Origin of the sequence: Arthrobacter sp. 35W (assembly GCF_000482545.1) — a bacterium.
Lineage (GTDB): Bacteria > Actinomycetota > Actinomycetes > Actinomycetales > Micrococcaceae > Specibacter.
In genome coordinates this window covers 1,330,944-1,345,304 of record NZ_KI519454.1, presented here as the reverse complement: position 1 = coordinate 1,345,304, position 14,361 = coordinate 1,330,944, and the positions used below count along the sequence as shown (strand labels likewise).

The window sequence follows — 14,361 nt, the reverse complement described above, 5'->3', positions numbered from 1 at the left end:
CTACGTCTGCGCCGGCGGGCCGTGCCGCCGGACATGGGAGAGGCGGCGCAGACGGAATGCAAACGCGAAGATCCACGCCATGAATGCCACCAGGATGACGCGTTGCACGAGTCCCTTCCACTCAAAGAGTCCGCTCCCAGGCTGCTGGCTGATCTTGAGCACGACGATCCCCAGCGCCAGGACAATGCCTGCGGCCAGCGTCCACCCCGCAAGGCGCCGCCAGTTCGGATCGCGGCGGAAACGCCTGTAGAACACCAGGCAGCTGATCGGCGCGAAGGTGAACACGATGGCACCGAAGATGCCGTGGACCAGCCCATGCGCACTTGTTTGCTCGAACATCGCCGACGGGTCGGTGGTGAAGGGACCTGACGCCGTCAAACTGACGCCGATGCCCTGCACCAGCAGCGGCCCCACCCGGGACGCAGCACCGGTGCTGAACTGTGCGGCAAGACCCCTGCCGAACACCAGCACCAGGGCGCCGGTCAGCAGGAAGCTGAGGATCTGGATCCAGCCGAAGGGGCCGAGCGACAATTCGCTGACGAACATCGACGTCCAGGAGTAGCCCGGCTGCACCCAGCCCAGAATCGTAAAAACGGCGACAAACAGGGCGGCCCCGGCCATGCCGGCAACCCCTGCCAACTGGGTGCGCCGGGAGCCGGCCGCCAACGGGCCGGGATCAGAACTCGTGCTCACACGCGAAGCCTAATGCTTCGCAGCCTCCGAGCCCTATGCCTGATCGGTATCCCCCAGCGCGTCGAGGTCCGCGCGGACGCGCGCCGGCTCGGCGTCGGCGGGCATGTTTGGCTGGTCCCGGACACCGTCCACGGAACCACGGGGATCCTTGTCCAGCGCGCCAAAGACCGGCTCCAGATCCTCCTGGGCTGGGCCCCGCTCGGCCACCAGTTCGAACGTCAGGCGGTCGGCAGCGTCGGAGGCGAGGCTGTCAACCAGTACACGGGCGATCTGGTGCCGGGCGATGACACCGTCGGCTGGGCTGCCGGCATGGCGGGTGTCGCCCTGCAGCAAGGTGATGGCCAACTGGTTCTCGTCGTTGTAGTCGAACCAGCCGGGGCGGACGATCGTGTAGGCATTGCCGCTGGCGCGGACGAGGCGTTCACTGCGGCGCTTCCAGTCGTGGGTGCCGCCGCGCCGGGTCACACCAATGGCCGTCATGAGCGCTATGCGCACGGGCCTGCCGTTCAGTGCCTGGAGCACGTTCTTCACCGCTCCGTAGTCCACAGCCTCCGCTGCCGCGGCGTCGCCGTAGGAGGAGCCCTGGGTGAAGATGACGGCGTCGATGCCGGCGACAGCCTCGGCGAGGGTCTGAGCCCGAGTCAGCTCCCCCACGACCATGGACGCAGCCGTGTCGAGGCGCCCTGCACGGGAAGAGCCACGCACGAGGGCCCGGGTCTCGTAGCCCTGCCGGACGCCTTCGGTGACGACGAGGCGCCCGACGCTGCCGGTTGCACCGACAACGAGGACGGTGCCAGGTTTGTGGGCCATCGTCATGCCTCCGGGATCTCGCGGCCAAAGGCGGCCAGCGTGATCGAGTCGGGTTCCGGTCCGCCGCGGACCCCCGTGTCGAGGGCGTCGAGGGCGCCCATCTGCTCCGGCGTGAGCTCAAAGTCGAAGACGTCGAAGTTCTCCGCAATGCGCTCCGCACGGACGGACTTGGGGATCACGGAGTGCCCGAGCTGCAGCTGCCACCGCAGCATCACCTGGGCGGCGCTCTTGCCGTGCAGCGCGGCGATGGCGAGGATCACCGGGTCGGTGAAAGTGCTCCTGGCGCCGTCGCCGCGGTAGGAGGTGATGCCGCCGATCGGCGACCACGCCTGCGTGAGGATGCCAAGGTCTGCGTTGGCCTGCCTCACCGCGGGCTGGGTGAAGTAGGGGTGGACCTCGATCTGGTTGACCGCCGGGACGATGGAGGTCCGCTCGCGCAGCGTGGCCAGATGCTCCGGCATGAAATTGCTGACGCCGATCGCCTGCACGCGGCCATCAGCCAGCAGCTGCTCAAGGCCCAGGTAGGCATCGATGGTCTTCTCGAACGCAGTGGGGAGCGGCTGGTGCAGAATGAACAGGTCCAGCTGGTCGACGCCGAGCTTGGCGGCGCTCTTCTCGAACGCATGCAGCGTCGCATCGTAGCCGTAGTCGCTGATCCAGACCTTGGTCTCGATAAAGATGTCCGAACGGTCGATGCCGGAGCGGCGGATGCCCTCCCCCACCTCGCGTTCATTGGCGTAGGCGGCGGCCGTATCGATGTGCCGGTAGCCGGTCTGCAGCGCCGCAGCGACGGCATCCACGGTGTCCTTGGGTGAAGTCTGGAAGACGCCGAGGCCGATGGCGGGCATGGCGACGCCGTTGTTGAGTGTGATGTTCATGGTGCGGGTGTTCCTTTGGGTTAGGGGCGGACAAGCACTTTGAGTGCTTCGCGGTCGGCCATGGCCTGGTAGCCGGCGGGGACATCGTCAAGACCGATGGTGCGGTCGAAGACCTTGCCCGGTTCGATGGTCCGGTCGAGCACCAGCGGCAGCAGTTCCTCGATGTAGGCGCGGGCCGGCGCCACTCCGCCCGTGAGCGTGATGTTGCGCAGGAACTCGCGGAATCCCAGCGGCACCTCGGAAAACTGCGGGGCGCCAACGCGGCTGATGACGCCGCCGTCGCGGACGACGGCGATGGCCGTCTCGATGGCGGTCTTGAGGCCGACAGCCTCCAGCACGACATGTGTCCCGTCCCCGTTCGTGAGCTCCTTGACCCTGGCAATGCCCGCCTCGCCGCGTTCGGCGACGACGTCCGTGGCACCGAACTCCCGGCCGAGGTCCGTGCGTGCCGCATGGCGGCCCATGAGGATGATGCGGGAGGCGCCCATGAGCTTGGCGGAAAGCACCGCGCACAGGCCCACTGCGCCGTCGCCGATCACCGTGACACTCTGCCCGGGTGCGATGCGGGCCTTCTTGGCCGCGTGGTATCCCGTGGACATGACGTCGGAAAGGCTGAGCAGCGAGGGGACCAGCTCCTCATCGAATCCGGCCGGGACCACGACGAGGGTTCCCGACGCCTGGGGAACGCGGGCGAACTCGCCCTGGCCGCCGTCGTCGTGACCGCCCCAATGGGCGCCGTGGCGGCAGGAGGTCTGGAGCCCTTCCCGGCAGAAGTCGCAGGTGCCATCCGAGGCGACGAACGGGGCAATCACGAAATCACCCACTGCCAGACCTGTCACCTCGGTGCCGAGTTCTTCAACGATGCCAACAAACTCGTGGCCCTTGCGGGAGCCGACGTCGGATTTCGGCATGGAGGCGTAGGGCCACAGGTCGCTGCCGCAGATGCAGCCGGCAACGATCCGCACGATCGCGTCCGTGGGTTCCTGAAGGGTGGGGTTGGGGACTGTTTCAACGCGCACATCTCCGGCGCCGTACATCAGTGTTGCTCGCATAGTGGTGGTCCTTGCTCGGTGGTGGTCCAGAGTCCAGTCAACATCCACGGCGCCCGTTGTGGGAGTGCCTGCCCTTGCAGGTAATGGCAGCACCCCCTTCCGGTGCCGGGCGCCCTTCGTCTAGTCAGAGGTGCCTTCATTGACGATGCGCAGCCCGTTGAGGGTGCGCGGGTAGCCGATGTATGGGAGGAGCTGTGTCAGGACGTCGACCAGCACGCCGCGGCTGTTGCCGACGTTGAGGTTCGCCGCGACGTGGCCGGCGACCTGCGGGTCGCATCCGCCCAGGGATACGAGCATCGAGAAGGTCAGGAGCTCGCGGGTGGGGACGTCGATTCCGGTGCGGGTGTAGTGGTCGCCAAAGCAGTTTCCCGACAGGAACTGTTGGATGTGCGCCTGGTCCTCCGGCGCCCCGGCATACATGCGCTCAACCCGGTCATGGCCGACAATCAGCTTCTGGACGGCCAGGCCCGCCGCCGCCCGCGTTTCGGGCGTCGTCGTCGACTGGCCAGGCAGCGGAAGGTCGATCCCGCGCTCCGTGAGGACGTCGTTGGCCACGCGGAGAAAGTCCAACGCCTTCGCCATGCCGACATAGGGCACAGACTGGTAGACGACCTCCTTGATTTCCACAGGCGTGACGCCGATGGTGAGGGCGGCGCCAACCATGGCACGGAACTCGGTCAGCGCCTGCGCAGCAATCACAGCGGCGAGTTGGACCATCAGGCGGGTTGTCGGTCGCAATGCCGATCCGCGCACAACATCGCCGAAGGCGAAGTTGCCGAAATACTCGATGAATTCCGGATCGGTGTGTGCCAGTGTCGCGACACCTGCCGGGAACAGTTCGTCACGGTTTTTCCGTGCTTCGTCGCTAAGGCTCATGCTGGTCTTCTCCTGCCGTGGAATGTCCCAGGGATTTTCCACCCGGGAGTTCGAGCCTAGGCCCGCCACGGACATTCAGGGAGGGCCTGCCGGAACCCCGTTGGGCACAGCCCCCTTTCCTCAGTCCCCCGCGGCCCCGCTGCTGAGCTTGGCGATCTGGGCACGTGCGGCGGCGACGAGCTCCTCGTTGGTGTGGGCGTGGCCCCACAGGCCCCATCCGCCCTCGGGGGCCTCGGTCAGCAGCACCCAAGTACGTTCGCTCAACGACGGGTCGCCGGCGGCCGCCGCAACAAGATCCGTCAGCTTGGCAACCACGGCGATCTGCTTTCCACGGTCCAGGGCGCCGGCGTTGGTGAGGACCTGCACGCGGACGTACGTGCTGTCGCCATCGACGTTCGCCAGTGCATCTCCCGGCATTTCGTGCACGAACGCGGCGGTGTTCTTGCGGAACATGGGAATGTTGGGAACTCCCTCGACGGCCATCACGGCGGCGGCCAGGTCCCTGGCGAGCTGGGCTGTGTCCGGAAAGGTTCCGGCCGCGGCGTAGACATCGATCGTCGGCATGGGAGTCTCCAATGGCAGGCGTTGGGCACCCTGACGGGCATCACAGGTTGTATGGAACGTAGCATGGATCGAGGTAGCCGCACATGGCACGGGGAGTGCATTCTGACTGGACACGCATCGAGGCGGCACCCGTCCGTCCCCCAGGAGAAATCCGAAGAACAGGAGCACCAGTGAAGGCCATCGTGTACGAGAAGACAGGGCCGTCGTCGGTGATGGTCCTCCACGACAAACCGCTGGTGGCACCCGGTCCGGGCCAGGCCAGGGTCAAGGTGGTGGTCTCCGGCGTCAATCCCACCGATTGGAAGGCCCGTGCCGGCACCGGTTCCGAAGCGATGTTGGAGGCAGCCAAGGTGCCCAATCAGGATGGGGCCGGCGTCGTGGACGAGCTCGGACCCGGCGTGGCGGGGCTGTCCGTCGGGGACCGCGTGTGGCTGTGGGATGTTGCCTGGGGCGGCAATGAGGGAACAGCCCAGGAGTTTGTGGTGGTGCCGGCCGCGCAGGTCGTTGCACTTCCGGACACCGAATCCTTCGACACCGGTGCATCGCTGGGCATCCCGGCGTTGACAGCCCATCGTGCGCTGGCCTCATATGCGGGCGGGCCGGCCAGGCTTTCCCCGGGATCCTTGGCAGGGCGCGTCGTGTTGGTTACCGGGGGCGCCGGCGCCGTCGGGCATGCGGCCATCCAACTTGCCCGGTGGTCAGGCGCAACAGTCATCACCACCGTGAGCGGGGACGAGAAGGGTGGACTTGCCCGCCGCGCCGGCGCCCATGCCGTGGTCAACTACCGCGTGGACGACGTCGCGGACGCCATACGCCAGGCCGCCCCCGGAGGCGTTGATGTGGTCATCGACGTCAACGCCCCCGCCAACATCGGCACCGACATCGAGGTGCTTAAGCCCGGCGGAACCATTGCCATCTATGCCGCTGCGCCCGGTGAATCCCTGGCCATTCCCATCCGGGAGAGCATGGCCAAAAACGTCAACTACCAGTTCATCCTCACGTACACGGTGACGGAGCAGCAGAAGGCGGCGGCCGTGGCCGACGTCGGCGAGGCGCTGAAGGCGGGGGTCCTGCGGGTCGGTGACGACCACGGCCTGCCCGTATCCCGCTTCCGCCTTGAGGACACGGCACTGGCGCACGACGCCGTGGAGGCCGGCTTCGTCGGAAAGGTCCTGGTCGACGTCTCCGCACCCTGAGATTCAAGCCGGGACGGGTAGCACCCCCTGTCAGGCGATCATGAACTCCCGCGGATCCAGCGGACGCGAGACGATTCTGATGTCGCCGATCGTGCCGATCCAGGTCTTGTCCAGCTCGCCCGCCCAGGAGTAGGCGCCAACGGCCCAAGGAGCCCCGGATTCGGCTCCGGCCAGACCCTTGTTGACGGTCGAGGGATTGCGGACCACCGCGCAGCCGTCGATGTACATCGTCGTGTTGCGGCCGTCGTTGACGACTGCCACGTGCCACCAGCGGGTGGTCCGCAGCTCGTGCCCCCAATTCGTCGTCGAGCGGTCCAGGTTCGTCGGGTAGACGCACCACTGCAGCTCGCGGCCACCACTGATGGACAATGTGGCGGTGGGTTCATCGACGTCGCCAATCGCGCGGCCGGCCGTCTTGGCCGACACCCAGCGGGAGATGAGGGCGCTCCAGGCAGAATCGCCTGTGAACGGTTCGGGCAGCTTGAAGAACGCCTCGAAGGTGTATCCCTTGTCGAAGGAAGCCTTGTTGAGCGGCGCCGCGTCAACGGTGCGCAGGTAGGCTCCGGTGTCCTTGGTCCCGGTGAAGCGCACCGAGCCCCGGGCCGGCTGGGAGGGGTGGGAGTCCACGGTGAAGGCCAGCGGCACCGTCGAGGGCCCGGTGGCAACGAGCGTGTTCCCGCGGCCGGAGGCGTCCTCCACCGTGCGGCCAGCGGCCAGGGAGCCGGATCCCTCGAAGCGCCAGTACGCCTCGGTCCCAGCGGTGACCATCGCCGACGCCGGGCGGGGGTCCCGGGGCGTCGGAGCCCGCAAGGCCGCTGGAAGGGCAAAGGAGAAGCGGTCGGTTCCGGCCGTGAGCTGCAGTTCTTCGCGCTCGAGCTGGTTGAGGCCGTGTCCACTGATGTACGGTACCTCCGTGGACACGTCCACCACGCCGCGGTCCAAGTCGAAGCGGTAGAGGCGCACCGCCGCCGCTCCGCCATAGTAGAGCTCCTGGTAGTTCGCGAGGTGGAGTTCTACGGGGTTGCCCGCGGCGTTGGTCTGGGTGAGGCGGCCCGAGGGCCAGAAGTGGCCGTTGATGCTGAGGAACACCTGCTCGTGGTCCTTGATGAGGTTGTCCCAGACAAGCTTGCCGTGGCTGCTCAGGACCGGCGTCCCGCCGTCGGCGGAGAGGGCGTCGTGGACGGTGATGATGGTGGGAGTCTGTGCATTGGCTTCGAGCACGGACCGCGCCCAGGCGATGCCCGCAGCGGACAACCTCCAGTCCAATGCCAGCAGCAGGAACGTCGTCCCCGCGCCATCGAAACTGTAGGCGGAGTTGTAGCCACCTGCGTCCTGGGCGATGCGCTGGCGGCCGGCGAGCGGAGGCAGGGTGTCGAGGAATGGGGTCCGCCCCCGCTGGTCATCCGTGCCCGAGTTCGGGAGATCGTGGTTTCCCGCGAGCACGGAGAACGGAATCTTCTTCTTGGCAAGGATGCCGAAGGGTCCCTTGGCGGCCTCGATTTCCGTGGCGCGCCCATTCTGGGTGACGTCGCCGAGGTGGGCGGCGAAGGCGAGGTCCTTGATGCCCGCGAGGTACTTCATGGTTTCCGCGAGCGGCTCCGGGTGGAGCGCCTCGCCGTCGAACAGGTACTGCGTGTCGGGGATGATGGCGAGCGTAAACACGCGCGAAGAGCCGCCCGAGGGGGCCGCCGGCACGGCGGCGGATGCCGCCGTGGGAAGCAGAAAGGGCCCGGCCGCGGCGGCGCCGACTCCGGCCAGGCCGCCGGCAAGCATGGAACGTCGTGAGAGTGTGGTTGACATGCCTGCGACGCTACGAGGCCGTCGTGAACGGCAGGAGACGGCGGCGTAAACACATGAGGTAGGACCTTAGTCGGCGGAGGAGGGAGGGCTCCCGCACTCCCTCCTCCGTTCCGAATCCGCCCGGCGCAGCGGCCGGGAGGCCGGAATCTACCGGTTGATGGTCTCCAGCTTGAGCATCTTGGCGATCACGCCGTCGAGCTCGGAATCGTCGAAGATCTTCTTCCAGTCGTCCTTGATGATGGTGTCCCGCCCGTACTGGATGGCGATTTCGCAGGCCTCGGAGAACGGGTTGGAGCCGCGCAGGGCGTTGGTCAGGGCGATCTGCACGTGGCCGAACAGCATGGCCTTGGCGGCCGCCTCCGGAACTCCGGCGGTGTGGATGGTCTCGTGGAGGGCCTCGTTCAGCAGGGTGCCGATCATGCAGGCGACAGTCTCCACGAGCGTGGGCTCCAGGATGGCCAGCTGCTTCACGGTGACCCAGTGGACGTCGATCACGGGGGCGTAGATGACCTTGATGGTGGCCTCGGCCGCGGCACGGGCGGCCTCGGAGGCATCTTCATCAATGGCGGCAACGACGTTCTGCGGGGCGCCCTGGCCGCCAAAGGTGTCGGCCCATTCCTCCTTGGTGGTGCGCTCCAGGAACACAGACGGGTGGCACGGGTGGGCTACGGCCTGGACCACGTCATCGCGCTTGGCCAGCAGCCCCGCGTAGGCGGCGGCCGGGTCCAGCGTCAAGAGGATGGCGCCGGGCTTCATCTGGGGAACGACGCCTTCGGAGATGATGCCTAGAAGGGTGTCGGGCACGGCGAGGATCACGACGTCGGCGCCCTTGACGGCGTCGTCCGTGGCTGTGATCTCGCGGCCTTCGGCGCGGACCCGGTCCTGGCCGGCGGGCGAGTTTTCACTGTAGTAGACGGTGTGGGCGCTCTTTTGGAGGTTGGCGGACACGCGCATGCCCATTTTTCCACCGGCTCCGACGACTGCGACGGTCAATTCTGCTGCTGACATTTCACTTGCTCCTTAGGAAATCGAGGCTTTGCTGGGTCCACTGGTTTTCGAGGCGGATGGTCTCCGCCTCCGAGTCCTGCCACGGCAGCCAGTGTTCGACGATCTGGTTGATGTTTCTTTCGTGGGGGCGGAACATCCCGGCCATGTAGTCATAGTCGAGAAGCCCCTCCCCGAGCGGCGCGCCGGAATACGTAAATCCGACCCACCCCTCCTTGCGGCTGAACGCAAAGTCTTTGATGTGCATGTTCAGGACATAGGGCGCGACGGCGTCGATCACCGGGTTCGGCAGCTCCAGGGCCGCGACCGTGTTGGCAGGGTCGGCGCAAATGCCCAGGGATGGGTCGCCCACGCGGCGGATGACCTCCAGAATCCGGGAGGTTGGCACCTGCTCGTAGGTTTCGACGGCGATCTTGACCCCGGCTGCCTCGAATTCCGGCAGGACCTCGGTGAAGATCTCCACGGCCTCATCCGCCGACGGCGCATGGCCCGGGACGTTGAACATGGTCCGCAGCAGCGGCGCACCGAGGATCCCGGCGATCCGCAGGAACCTGCGCAGATGCTCCGGCGCGATGCCCTTGGTGCCCAGTTCCAGCCCGATACCCAGCGAATCCGCTGTGGCCCGCACCTGGGCCAGTTCCGCATCAGTCATCGATTCAAGCGGAGCGTAGTCGCAGATCTGGAACAACTCCACGCCTAGAGCTGCGGACCGTTCCAGGGCCTGGTGGATGCTCAGCGGCTGGGACACGTGCTCCGAGAGCTGCCAGAAGAAGGCGTAGCTGCTCAGGCCGATGGTTGAGCCCATGAGGCCACCCCCGCTCCAAAGTGCAGCGCCAGGCGCTCGGTGGTCTCGTCGAGAATGGCCGTCAGGGCCTGTGGATCGTGGGCGAAGCGCCCCAGAAAGAGCCCGGCGACGGCGGTGTCCAGCTGGTCGATGAGCCCGGGTCCCGCGCTGCCGCCGTAGATGACACGGCTGGCGGCCTGTCCGGGAAGGGTTTGCAGGTGCGCATCGATGCCGCGGACCACCTCGCCGATGAAGGCTGGGGTTGCCGGCTCTGCGGCGCCGATGGCCCACTGGGGTTCATAGGCGACGATGGTCCGGCCGGCCAGCCCAAGGCTGGCGGCGCGGGTCAAGGCCGAATCGATCTCCCTGACACAGTGCGCGATGGCCTGGACCGCCGATCCCTGCTGCGGTTCGCCCACACACAGGACCGGGACGAGCCCGTTGCGGTAGGCGGCAGCTGTCTTCAGCCCGACGACGTCATCGTCCTCGCCGAAGATCCGCCGGCGCTCGGCATGGCCCACCTCCACATACCGGCCACCGAGTTCGGCGATCGTCGTGCCGCTGACCTCGCCGGTGTAGGCGCCCTCGTCCTCCCAGAAGATGTCCTGGGCTCCGGCTGCAGCGCCGGAGCCGGCCAGCAGCGCGGCCGATTCCGGCAGCGCGGTGAAGCTGGGCAGGATGAACAGTTCGATGTCGCCGCGCTGGACGGCAGGGTGTGCGGCGGCGAGGGCGGCCACCGCCCGGCAATAGTCCAGTGTGCGCGCATGGCCGAAGTACATCTTCAGGCTGACGCCGACGATGGCGGCAGGCTTAGCAGGAAGTGACACCCTCGTAGTCCTTAATCAGTGTGACCTTGTCCGCCGAGGCGGACGTCTCGTCAAAGGTGTAGGTGAGCCATTCCCGGGCGAGCCGGCGGGCCAGCTCCAGGCCGACCACCCGCTCGCCGAACGTCAGAACCTGGGCATTGTTGCTTAGGACGGAGCGCTCCACGGAGAAGCTGTCGTGGGCCGTGACCGCGCGGATGCCGGGAACCTTGTTGGCCGCGATAGCCACGCCCAGCCCCGTTCCGCAGACCAGCAGGGCGCGGTCGGCCTTGCCGGCGGCAATGAGCTCGGCGGCGGCGATGGCGACCGACGGATATGGGGTGTGGGCGCTGGCATCCACACCGACATCAACAACGGATTCGACGAGGCCGCTGGCCAGAAGATCCGCCTTCAGTGCCTCCTTGTAGGTGAACCCGGCGTCATCGGACCCGATGACCAGGCGCAGTTTGGCGCTCATGCTGTCTCCTTGATTTTGGTGCCCTCGGTGAGGGTGGTGTGGATTGCGTGGACGATCAGCGCCATGGACACGGCACCGGCATCGGGGGTGCCGAGGCTCTTCTCGGCGTGGGGGCGGGCGCGGCCCATAAGGGGCAGCATCCCGGCGGTGTCGTCGGCCGCCTGCTGGGCGGCGATGGCGGCAGAGCCCCAGGCGCTGGTGAGTGGCTGCCCGGCATCCACAGCGGAGGCAAGGGCGTCGCGGAACGGAACCAGGACGTCCACGAGGGTCTTGTCCCCGGGCTTGGCCTTGCCGAACTCCATGATGGCCGCGGCGGCATCGGCCACACCGGCCGAGACGGTGCCAGCGCTCGGGGCGTCAGTGTTGCCGAGCGCATCACCGACGGCCCGCAGGGCCAGGCCCCACAACACGCCGGACGTACCGCCGGCCTTGTCGGCCCAGGCATCGGCGGCCAGGTGAAGGGTTGTGGCAGCACCGGCCCCGCGGGCGACGGCGTCGGCTGCGGCGCCGACGGCGGCACGGACGCCGCGTTCCATGCCGATCCCGTGGTCGCCGTCGCCGGCGATGGCATCGATGCGGCCCAGCTCACCGGCGTTGGCGTCGACGACGTCCTTCGCTGCACCGAGTGCGGCCAGGACCCGGATGGCGCCGGCCCGGGAGGCCTCGCTGGCCTCCGGGATGGCTGCCACGGCTTCGGCCGGCACGGCGTCGTCCACCACGGTGTCCAGCGGAGCCGCTGTGACGGCACCGCGGCGGAAGGCGGGCGCGTCGACGGGCGCGTGCCACAGCGTTTCAAGTTCATCATCGAGCCAGAACAGGGTCAGCGAAACGCCGGCCATGTCAAAGCTGGTCACTAGTTCGCCAACCTGCGGATCCACGGTTTCCAGGCCCGCGTCGGCAAGCAGCTGGGCCACCCGGCGGTAGACGACGAAGAGTTCCTCGTACTTCACGCTGCCCAGTCCGTTGAGGATGGGCACCACGCGCCGGCCGGCGGGGGAAGCCTGGACCAGATCCTCGGGGACCTCCTGAAGGAGGCGGGCCACCAAGAGCTCGGCCAGTCCATCCGCCGTCGGGATCCCAGACTCCCCAATGCCTGGTTCGCCATGGATGCCCATGCCCACGGCCATGCGGCCCTCGGGGACGGAGAAGAGCGGATTCTCGGCGCCCGGCAGGGTGCAGCCGGTGAAGGCGACGCCGAAGGAGCGGGTGCGCTCGTTGGCGCGCTCGGCGATGATGACCGTCTCGTCCAGGGAGAGGCCCGCCTCGGCGGCAGCGGCGGCCACCTTGAAGACGGTCAAGTCGCCGGCAATGCCGCGGCGCTTGGACCGTTCCTGCACAGGGGCGCTGGAGACATCGTCGGTGACGGCAATGCTGCGGCAGTCGATGCCCTCGGCGTGCAGGCGGTCCTGGGCCTGGTTGAAGTTGAGCACATCGCCGGCGTAGTTGCCATAGCCAAGCAGAACTCCCCCGCCATTGCTGGCCGCCTTGGCCACCGTGTACACCTGCTGGGCCGACGGCGAGGCGAAGAGATTGCCCATCGCGGCTCCGTGGGCCAGCCCCTGGCCGACGAGTCCGGCGAAGGCCGGGTAGTGGCCGGAGCCGCCGCCGATCACCAGCGCGGCCGTGCCCGGAGTGCTCCGCGTGCTGCGGACCACTCCCCCGGCGACGCGCTTGACCCAGCGGCCGTGGGAGGCCACAAAGCCGTCAATCATTTCGTCGGCGAAGGCTGTGGGTTCATTGAAGAGTCGGGTCATGAGGAGTTTCCTGGACTAGTCGTAGCGGAATTCATCTTTGGGAGGGTGGAGCCGGCGGGTGCCGCGCGGCCGTTCATGCCTTGCTGCGGCGGCCGGCGTTGGCTAAGTCCTTGGCGGGCTCGGCCGGGGAGGCCATTCCGCTGCGGCTGAGGACCACCATGAGGATGGCGGAGATGAGCATGAAGCCGCCGACGACGAACATTGGCACCGTGTAGCCGCCCGTCCAGTCCTTCAGCCAACCGGTGATGTAGCCGGCACTGAATCCGGCGAGGTTGCCAACGGTGTTGATCAGGGCGATCCCCGCCGCGGCAGCGGCGCCGGTGAGGAACCGCGTGGGTACGGTCCAGAAGTTCGGCAGTGCGGCAAAGATGGACATGGCCGTGATGGTGATGACGACAATCGTGGCGGCGGGCGATCCGGCGAACAATGCCAGCGGGATGCTCAGGGCGCCAACCAGCGCCGGCAGTGCGATGTGCCAGGTCTTGACGCCGCGCTTGGTGGCGTCCTTGGACCAAAAGTACAGGGCGACGGCGGCGGGGATGTAGGGAATGGCTGTGATCAGGCCCTTTTGGAAGACATCAAACTTGGTGCCGTAGAGGCCCTCGAAGCCGGCGATGATGGTGGGCAGGAAGAACGCCAGCGCATACAGGCCATAGATGAAACCGAAATAGATGGCCGAGAGCATCCAGACCTTGCCGTTGCCAAAGACCGTCAGGACGCTGGCGTGCTTGTTGGCGGCGGCCGTTTCCTTCTTTTCCGCCGCCAGTGCGCCGGTCAGCCAGACCTTCTCCTCGGCGCTGAGCCACTTGGCCTTTGCCGGGGAATCGGCCAGGTAGAACCAGGCCACCACGCCGATGACGATGGCGGGGATGGCCACGCCGAGGAACATGAAACGCCAGCCCTCAAGGCCGAAGAAGACGCCGTGCTGCTGGATCAAGGCACCGGCCAGCGGTGCGCCGATGACTGTGGTCAGGGGCTGGGCCAGGTAGAACAGCGCCAGGATCTTGCTGCGGTGCCGGGACGGAACCCAGAGGCTGAGGAAGAGGATGGCGCCGGGGAAGAATCCGGCCTCGGCCACACCCAGGATGAACCGCAGTACATAGAGGTGTTCGACGCTGCCCACCCAGGTGAAGAGCAGGGACACGATCCCCCAGCTGACCATGATGCGGGCGAGCCAGCGGCGGGCGCCGAATTTGTGCAGGGCCAGGTTGCTGGGCACCTCCAGCAGGATGTAGCCGATGAAGAAGACGCCGGAGGCGAAGCCGAACTGCGCCGCCGACAGGCCAAGGTCCGCGTTCATGCCATTGGGGCCGGCGAAGGAGATGGCCGTGCGGTCCAGGTAGTTGATAAAGAACATGAGGGCCACGAACGGCACCAGCCGCACCGCGACTTTTCTGATCGCGGATTTCTCGACCACCGATTGAGCGGTGTCCACATTGACTCCTAGAAGGTTGGTGTCCCGGCCACATGCAGCGGTGGATGCGGGGACTGATTCCCAAGGCCATCCGGCGGGATCCCCGGTGGCTAAGTGTTGTGATCTAAACCATAGATCCGGAATCCAAATTGGTCAACCGGTTGACGTGTTTGATTTTCAAACCGTCATATTTGAAGGCCGTCATCCGCCGCTCCGACGACCTTCAGGGAATTGGTCCACCAATTGCTACGCTG

Annotated in this window: 14 protein-coding genes; 1 reads left to right on the top strand and 13 read right to left on the bottom strand. The window is 67.0% G+C overall.

What is annotated here, in order from left to right:
* From K254_RS21995 to K254_RS21990, 6 genes are all read right to left on the bottom strand, one after another.
* The gene (locus K254_RS21995; RefSeq protein ID WP_155848461.1) at positions 1-693 is read right to left on the bottom strand and encodes a DUF998 domain-containing protein; all 693 of its coding nucleotides are present in this window, start codon (positions 691-693) and stop codon (positions 1-3) included.
* Positions 694-726: 33 nt separating this feature from the next.
* Positions 727-1,503, bottom strand: a complete 777-nt coding sequence (locus K254_RS0105715) for an SDR family oxidoreductase (RefSeq protein ID WP_026554550.1) — start codon at positions 1,501-1,503, stop codon at positions 727-729.
* 2 nt (positions 1,504-1,505) lie between these two features.
* Positions 1,506-2,381: an aldo/keto reductase gene (locus tag K254_RS0105710; RefSeq protein WP_026554549.1), complete on the bottom strand. Its 876-nt coding sequence runs from the start codon at positions 2,379-2,381 to the stop codon at positions 1,506-1,508.
* A 20-nt stretch (positions 2,382-2,401) separates the two neighbouring features.
* On the bottom strand, positions 2,402-3,433 hold the full coding sequence (locus tag K254_RS0105705) for a zinc-binding dehydrogenase (protein WP_026554548.1): 1,032 nt from the start codon (positions 3,431-3,433) through the stop codon (positions 2,402-2,404).
* Between the two features lie 120 nt (positions 3,434-3,553).
* Positions 3,554-4,309 carry a carboxymuconolactone decarboxylase family protein gene (locus tag K254_RS0105700; protein ID WP_026554547.1) on the bottom strand — a complete coding sequence of 252 codons (756 nt, stop codon included), beginning with the start codon at positions 4,307-4,309 and terminating at the stop codon, positions 3,554-3,556.
* A 120-nt stretch (positions 4,310-4,429) separates the two neighbouring features.
* Complete coding sequence (locus tag K254_RS21990; RefSeq protein WP_051388894.1) at positions 4,430-4,873, bottom strand: tautomerase family protein; 444 nt, start codon at positions 4,871-4,873, stop codon at positions 4,430-4,432.
* A 170-nt stretch (positions 4,874-5,043) separates the two neighbouring features.
* Here K254_RS21990 and K254_RS0105690 point away from each other — a divergent pair, with 170 nt between their 5' ends.
* On the top strand, positions 5,044-6,069 hold the full coding sequence (locus K254_RS0105690) for an NADPH:quinone reductase (RefSeq protein WP_026554546.1): 1,026 nt from the start codon (positions 5,044-5,046) through the stop codon (positions 6,067-6,069).
* 30 nt (positions 6,070-6,099) lie between these two features.
* On the opposite strand, the gene K254_RS0105685 is transcribed toward K254_RS0105690, so the two are convergent.
* The 7 genes from K254_RS0105685 to K254_RS0105655 all read right to left on the bottom strand — a co-directional run bounded on the left by K254_RS0105685 (position 6,100) and on the right by K254_RS0105655 (position 14,128).
* Entirely contained in the window at positions 6,100-7,869 is a 1,770-nt protein-coding gene (locus K254_RS0105685; RefSeq protein WP_026554545.1) for a LamG-like jellyroll fold domain-containing protein, read from the bottom strand.
* Between the two features lie 147 nt (positions 7,870-8,016).
* Positions 8,017-8,877, bottom strand: coding sequence for a phosphogluconate dehydrogenase C-terminal domain-containing protein (locus K254_RS0105680; RefSeq protein WP_026554544.1), 861 nt, complete (start codon positions 8,875-8,877; stop codon positions 8,017-8,019).
* A 1-nt stretch (position 8,878) separates the two neighbouring features.
* Complete coding sequence (locus tag K254_RS0105675) at positions 8,879-9,679, bottom strand: sugar phosphate isomerase/epimerase family protein (RefSeq protein WP_026554543.1); 801 nt, start codon at positions 9,677-9,679, stop codon at positions 8,879-8,881.
* A complete protein-coding gene (locus K254_RS21985; RefSeq protein WP_035749041.1) occupies positions 9,658-10,485 on the bottom strand; it encodes a triose-phosphate isomerase family protein in 828 nt (275 codons plus the stop codon). The genes K254_RS0105675 and K254_RS21985 overlap by 22 nt, the downstream gene beginning before the upstream one ends.
* Positions 10,469-10,939: a ribose-5-phosphate isomerase gene (locus tag K254_RS0105665; RefSeq protein ID WP_026554542.1), complete on the bottom strand. Its 471-nt coding sequence runs from the start codon at positions 10,937-10,939 to the stop codon at positions 10,469-10,471. Before K254_RS0105665 ends, K254_RS21985 begins: the two co-directional genes overlap by 17 nt.
* Positions 10,936-12,693 (bottom strand): dihydroxyacetone kinase family protein, encoded by a 1,758-nt coding sequence (locus tag K254_RS0105660; protein ID WP_026554541.1) that lies wholly within the window; start codon positions 12,691-12,693, stop codon positions 10,936-10,938. The genes K254_RS0105665 and K254_RS0105660 overlap by 4 nt, the downstream gene beginning before the upstream one ends.
* A gap of 73 nt (positions 12,694-12,766) precedes the next feature.
* Complete coding sequence (locus tag K254_RS0105655; RefSeq protein ID WP_026554540.1) at positions 12,767-14,128, bottom strand: MFS transporter; 1,362 nt, start codon at positions 14,126-14,128, stop codon at positions 12,767-12,769.
* Positions 14,129-14,361 lie beyond the last annotated feature (233 nt).

Bases quoted from the DNA above. Each gene is read 5' to 3' on its own strand.
- K254_RS0105715 (WP_026554550.1), bottom strand. From the start codon at position 1,503: ATGGCCCACAAACCTGGCACCGTCCTCGTTGTCGGTGCAACCGGCAGC.
- K254_RS0105710 (WP_026554549.1), bottom strand. From the start codon at position 2,381: ATGAACATCACACTCAACAACGGCGTCGCCATGCCCGCCATCGGCCTC.
- K254_RS0105705 (WP_026554548.1), bottom strand. From the start codon at position 3,433: ATGCGAGCAACACTGATGTACGGCGCCGGAGATGTGCGCGTTGAAACA.
- K254_RS0105700 (WP_026554547.1), bottom strand. From the start codon at position 4,309: ATGAGCCTTAGCGACGAAGCACGGAAAAACCGTGACGAACTGTTCCCG.
- K254_RS21990 (WP_051388894.1), bottom strand. From the start codon at position 4,873: ATGCCGACGATCGATGTCTACGCCGCGGCCGGAACCTTTCCGGACACA.
- K254_RS0105685 (WP_026554545.1), bottom strand. From the start codon at position 7,869: ATGTCAACCACACTCTCACGACGTTCCATGCTTGCCGGCGGCCTGGCC.
- K254_RS0105680 (WP_026554544.1), bottom strand. From the start codon at position 8,877: ATGTCAGCAGCAGAATTGACCGTCGCAGTCGTCGGAGCCGGTGGAAAA.
- K254_RS0105675 (WP_026554543.1), bottom strand. From the start codon at position 9,679: ATGGGCTCAACCATCGGCCTGAGCAGCTACGCCTTCTTCTGGCAGCTC.
- K254_RS0105665 (WP_026554542.1), bottom strand. From the start codon at position 10,939: ATGAGCGCCAAACTGCGCCTGGTCATCGGGTCCGATGACGCCGGGTTC.
- K254_RS0105660 (WP_026554541.1), bottom strand. From the start codon at position 12,693: ATGACCCGACTCTTCAATGAACCCACAGCCTTCGCCGACGAAATGATT.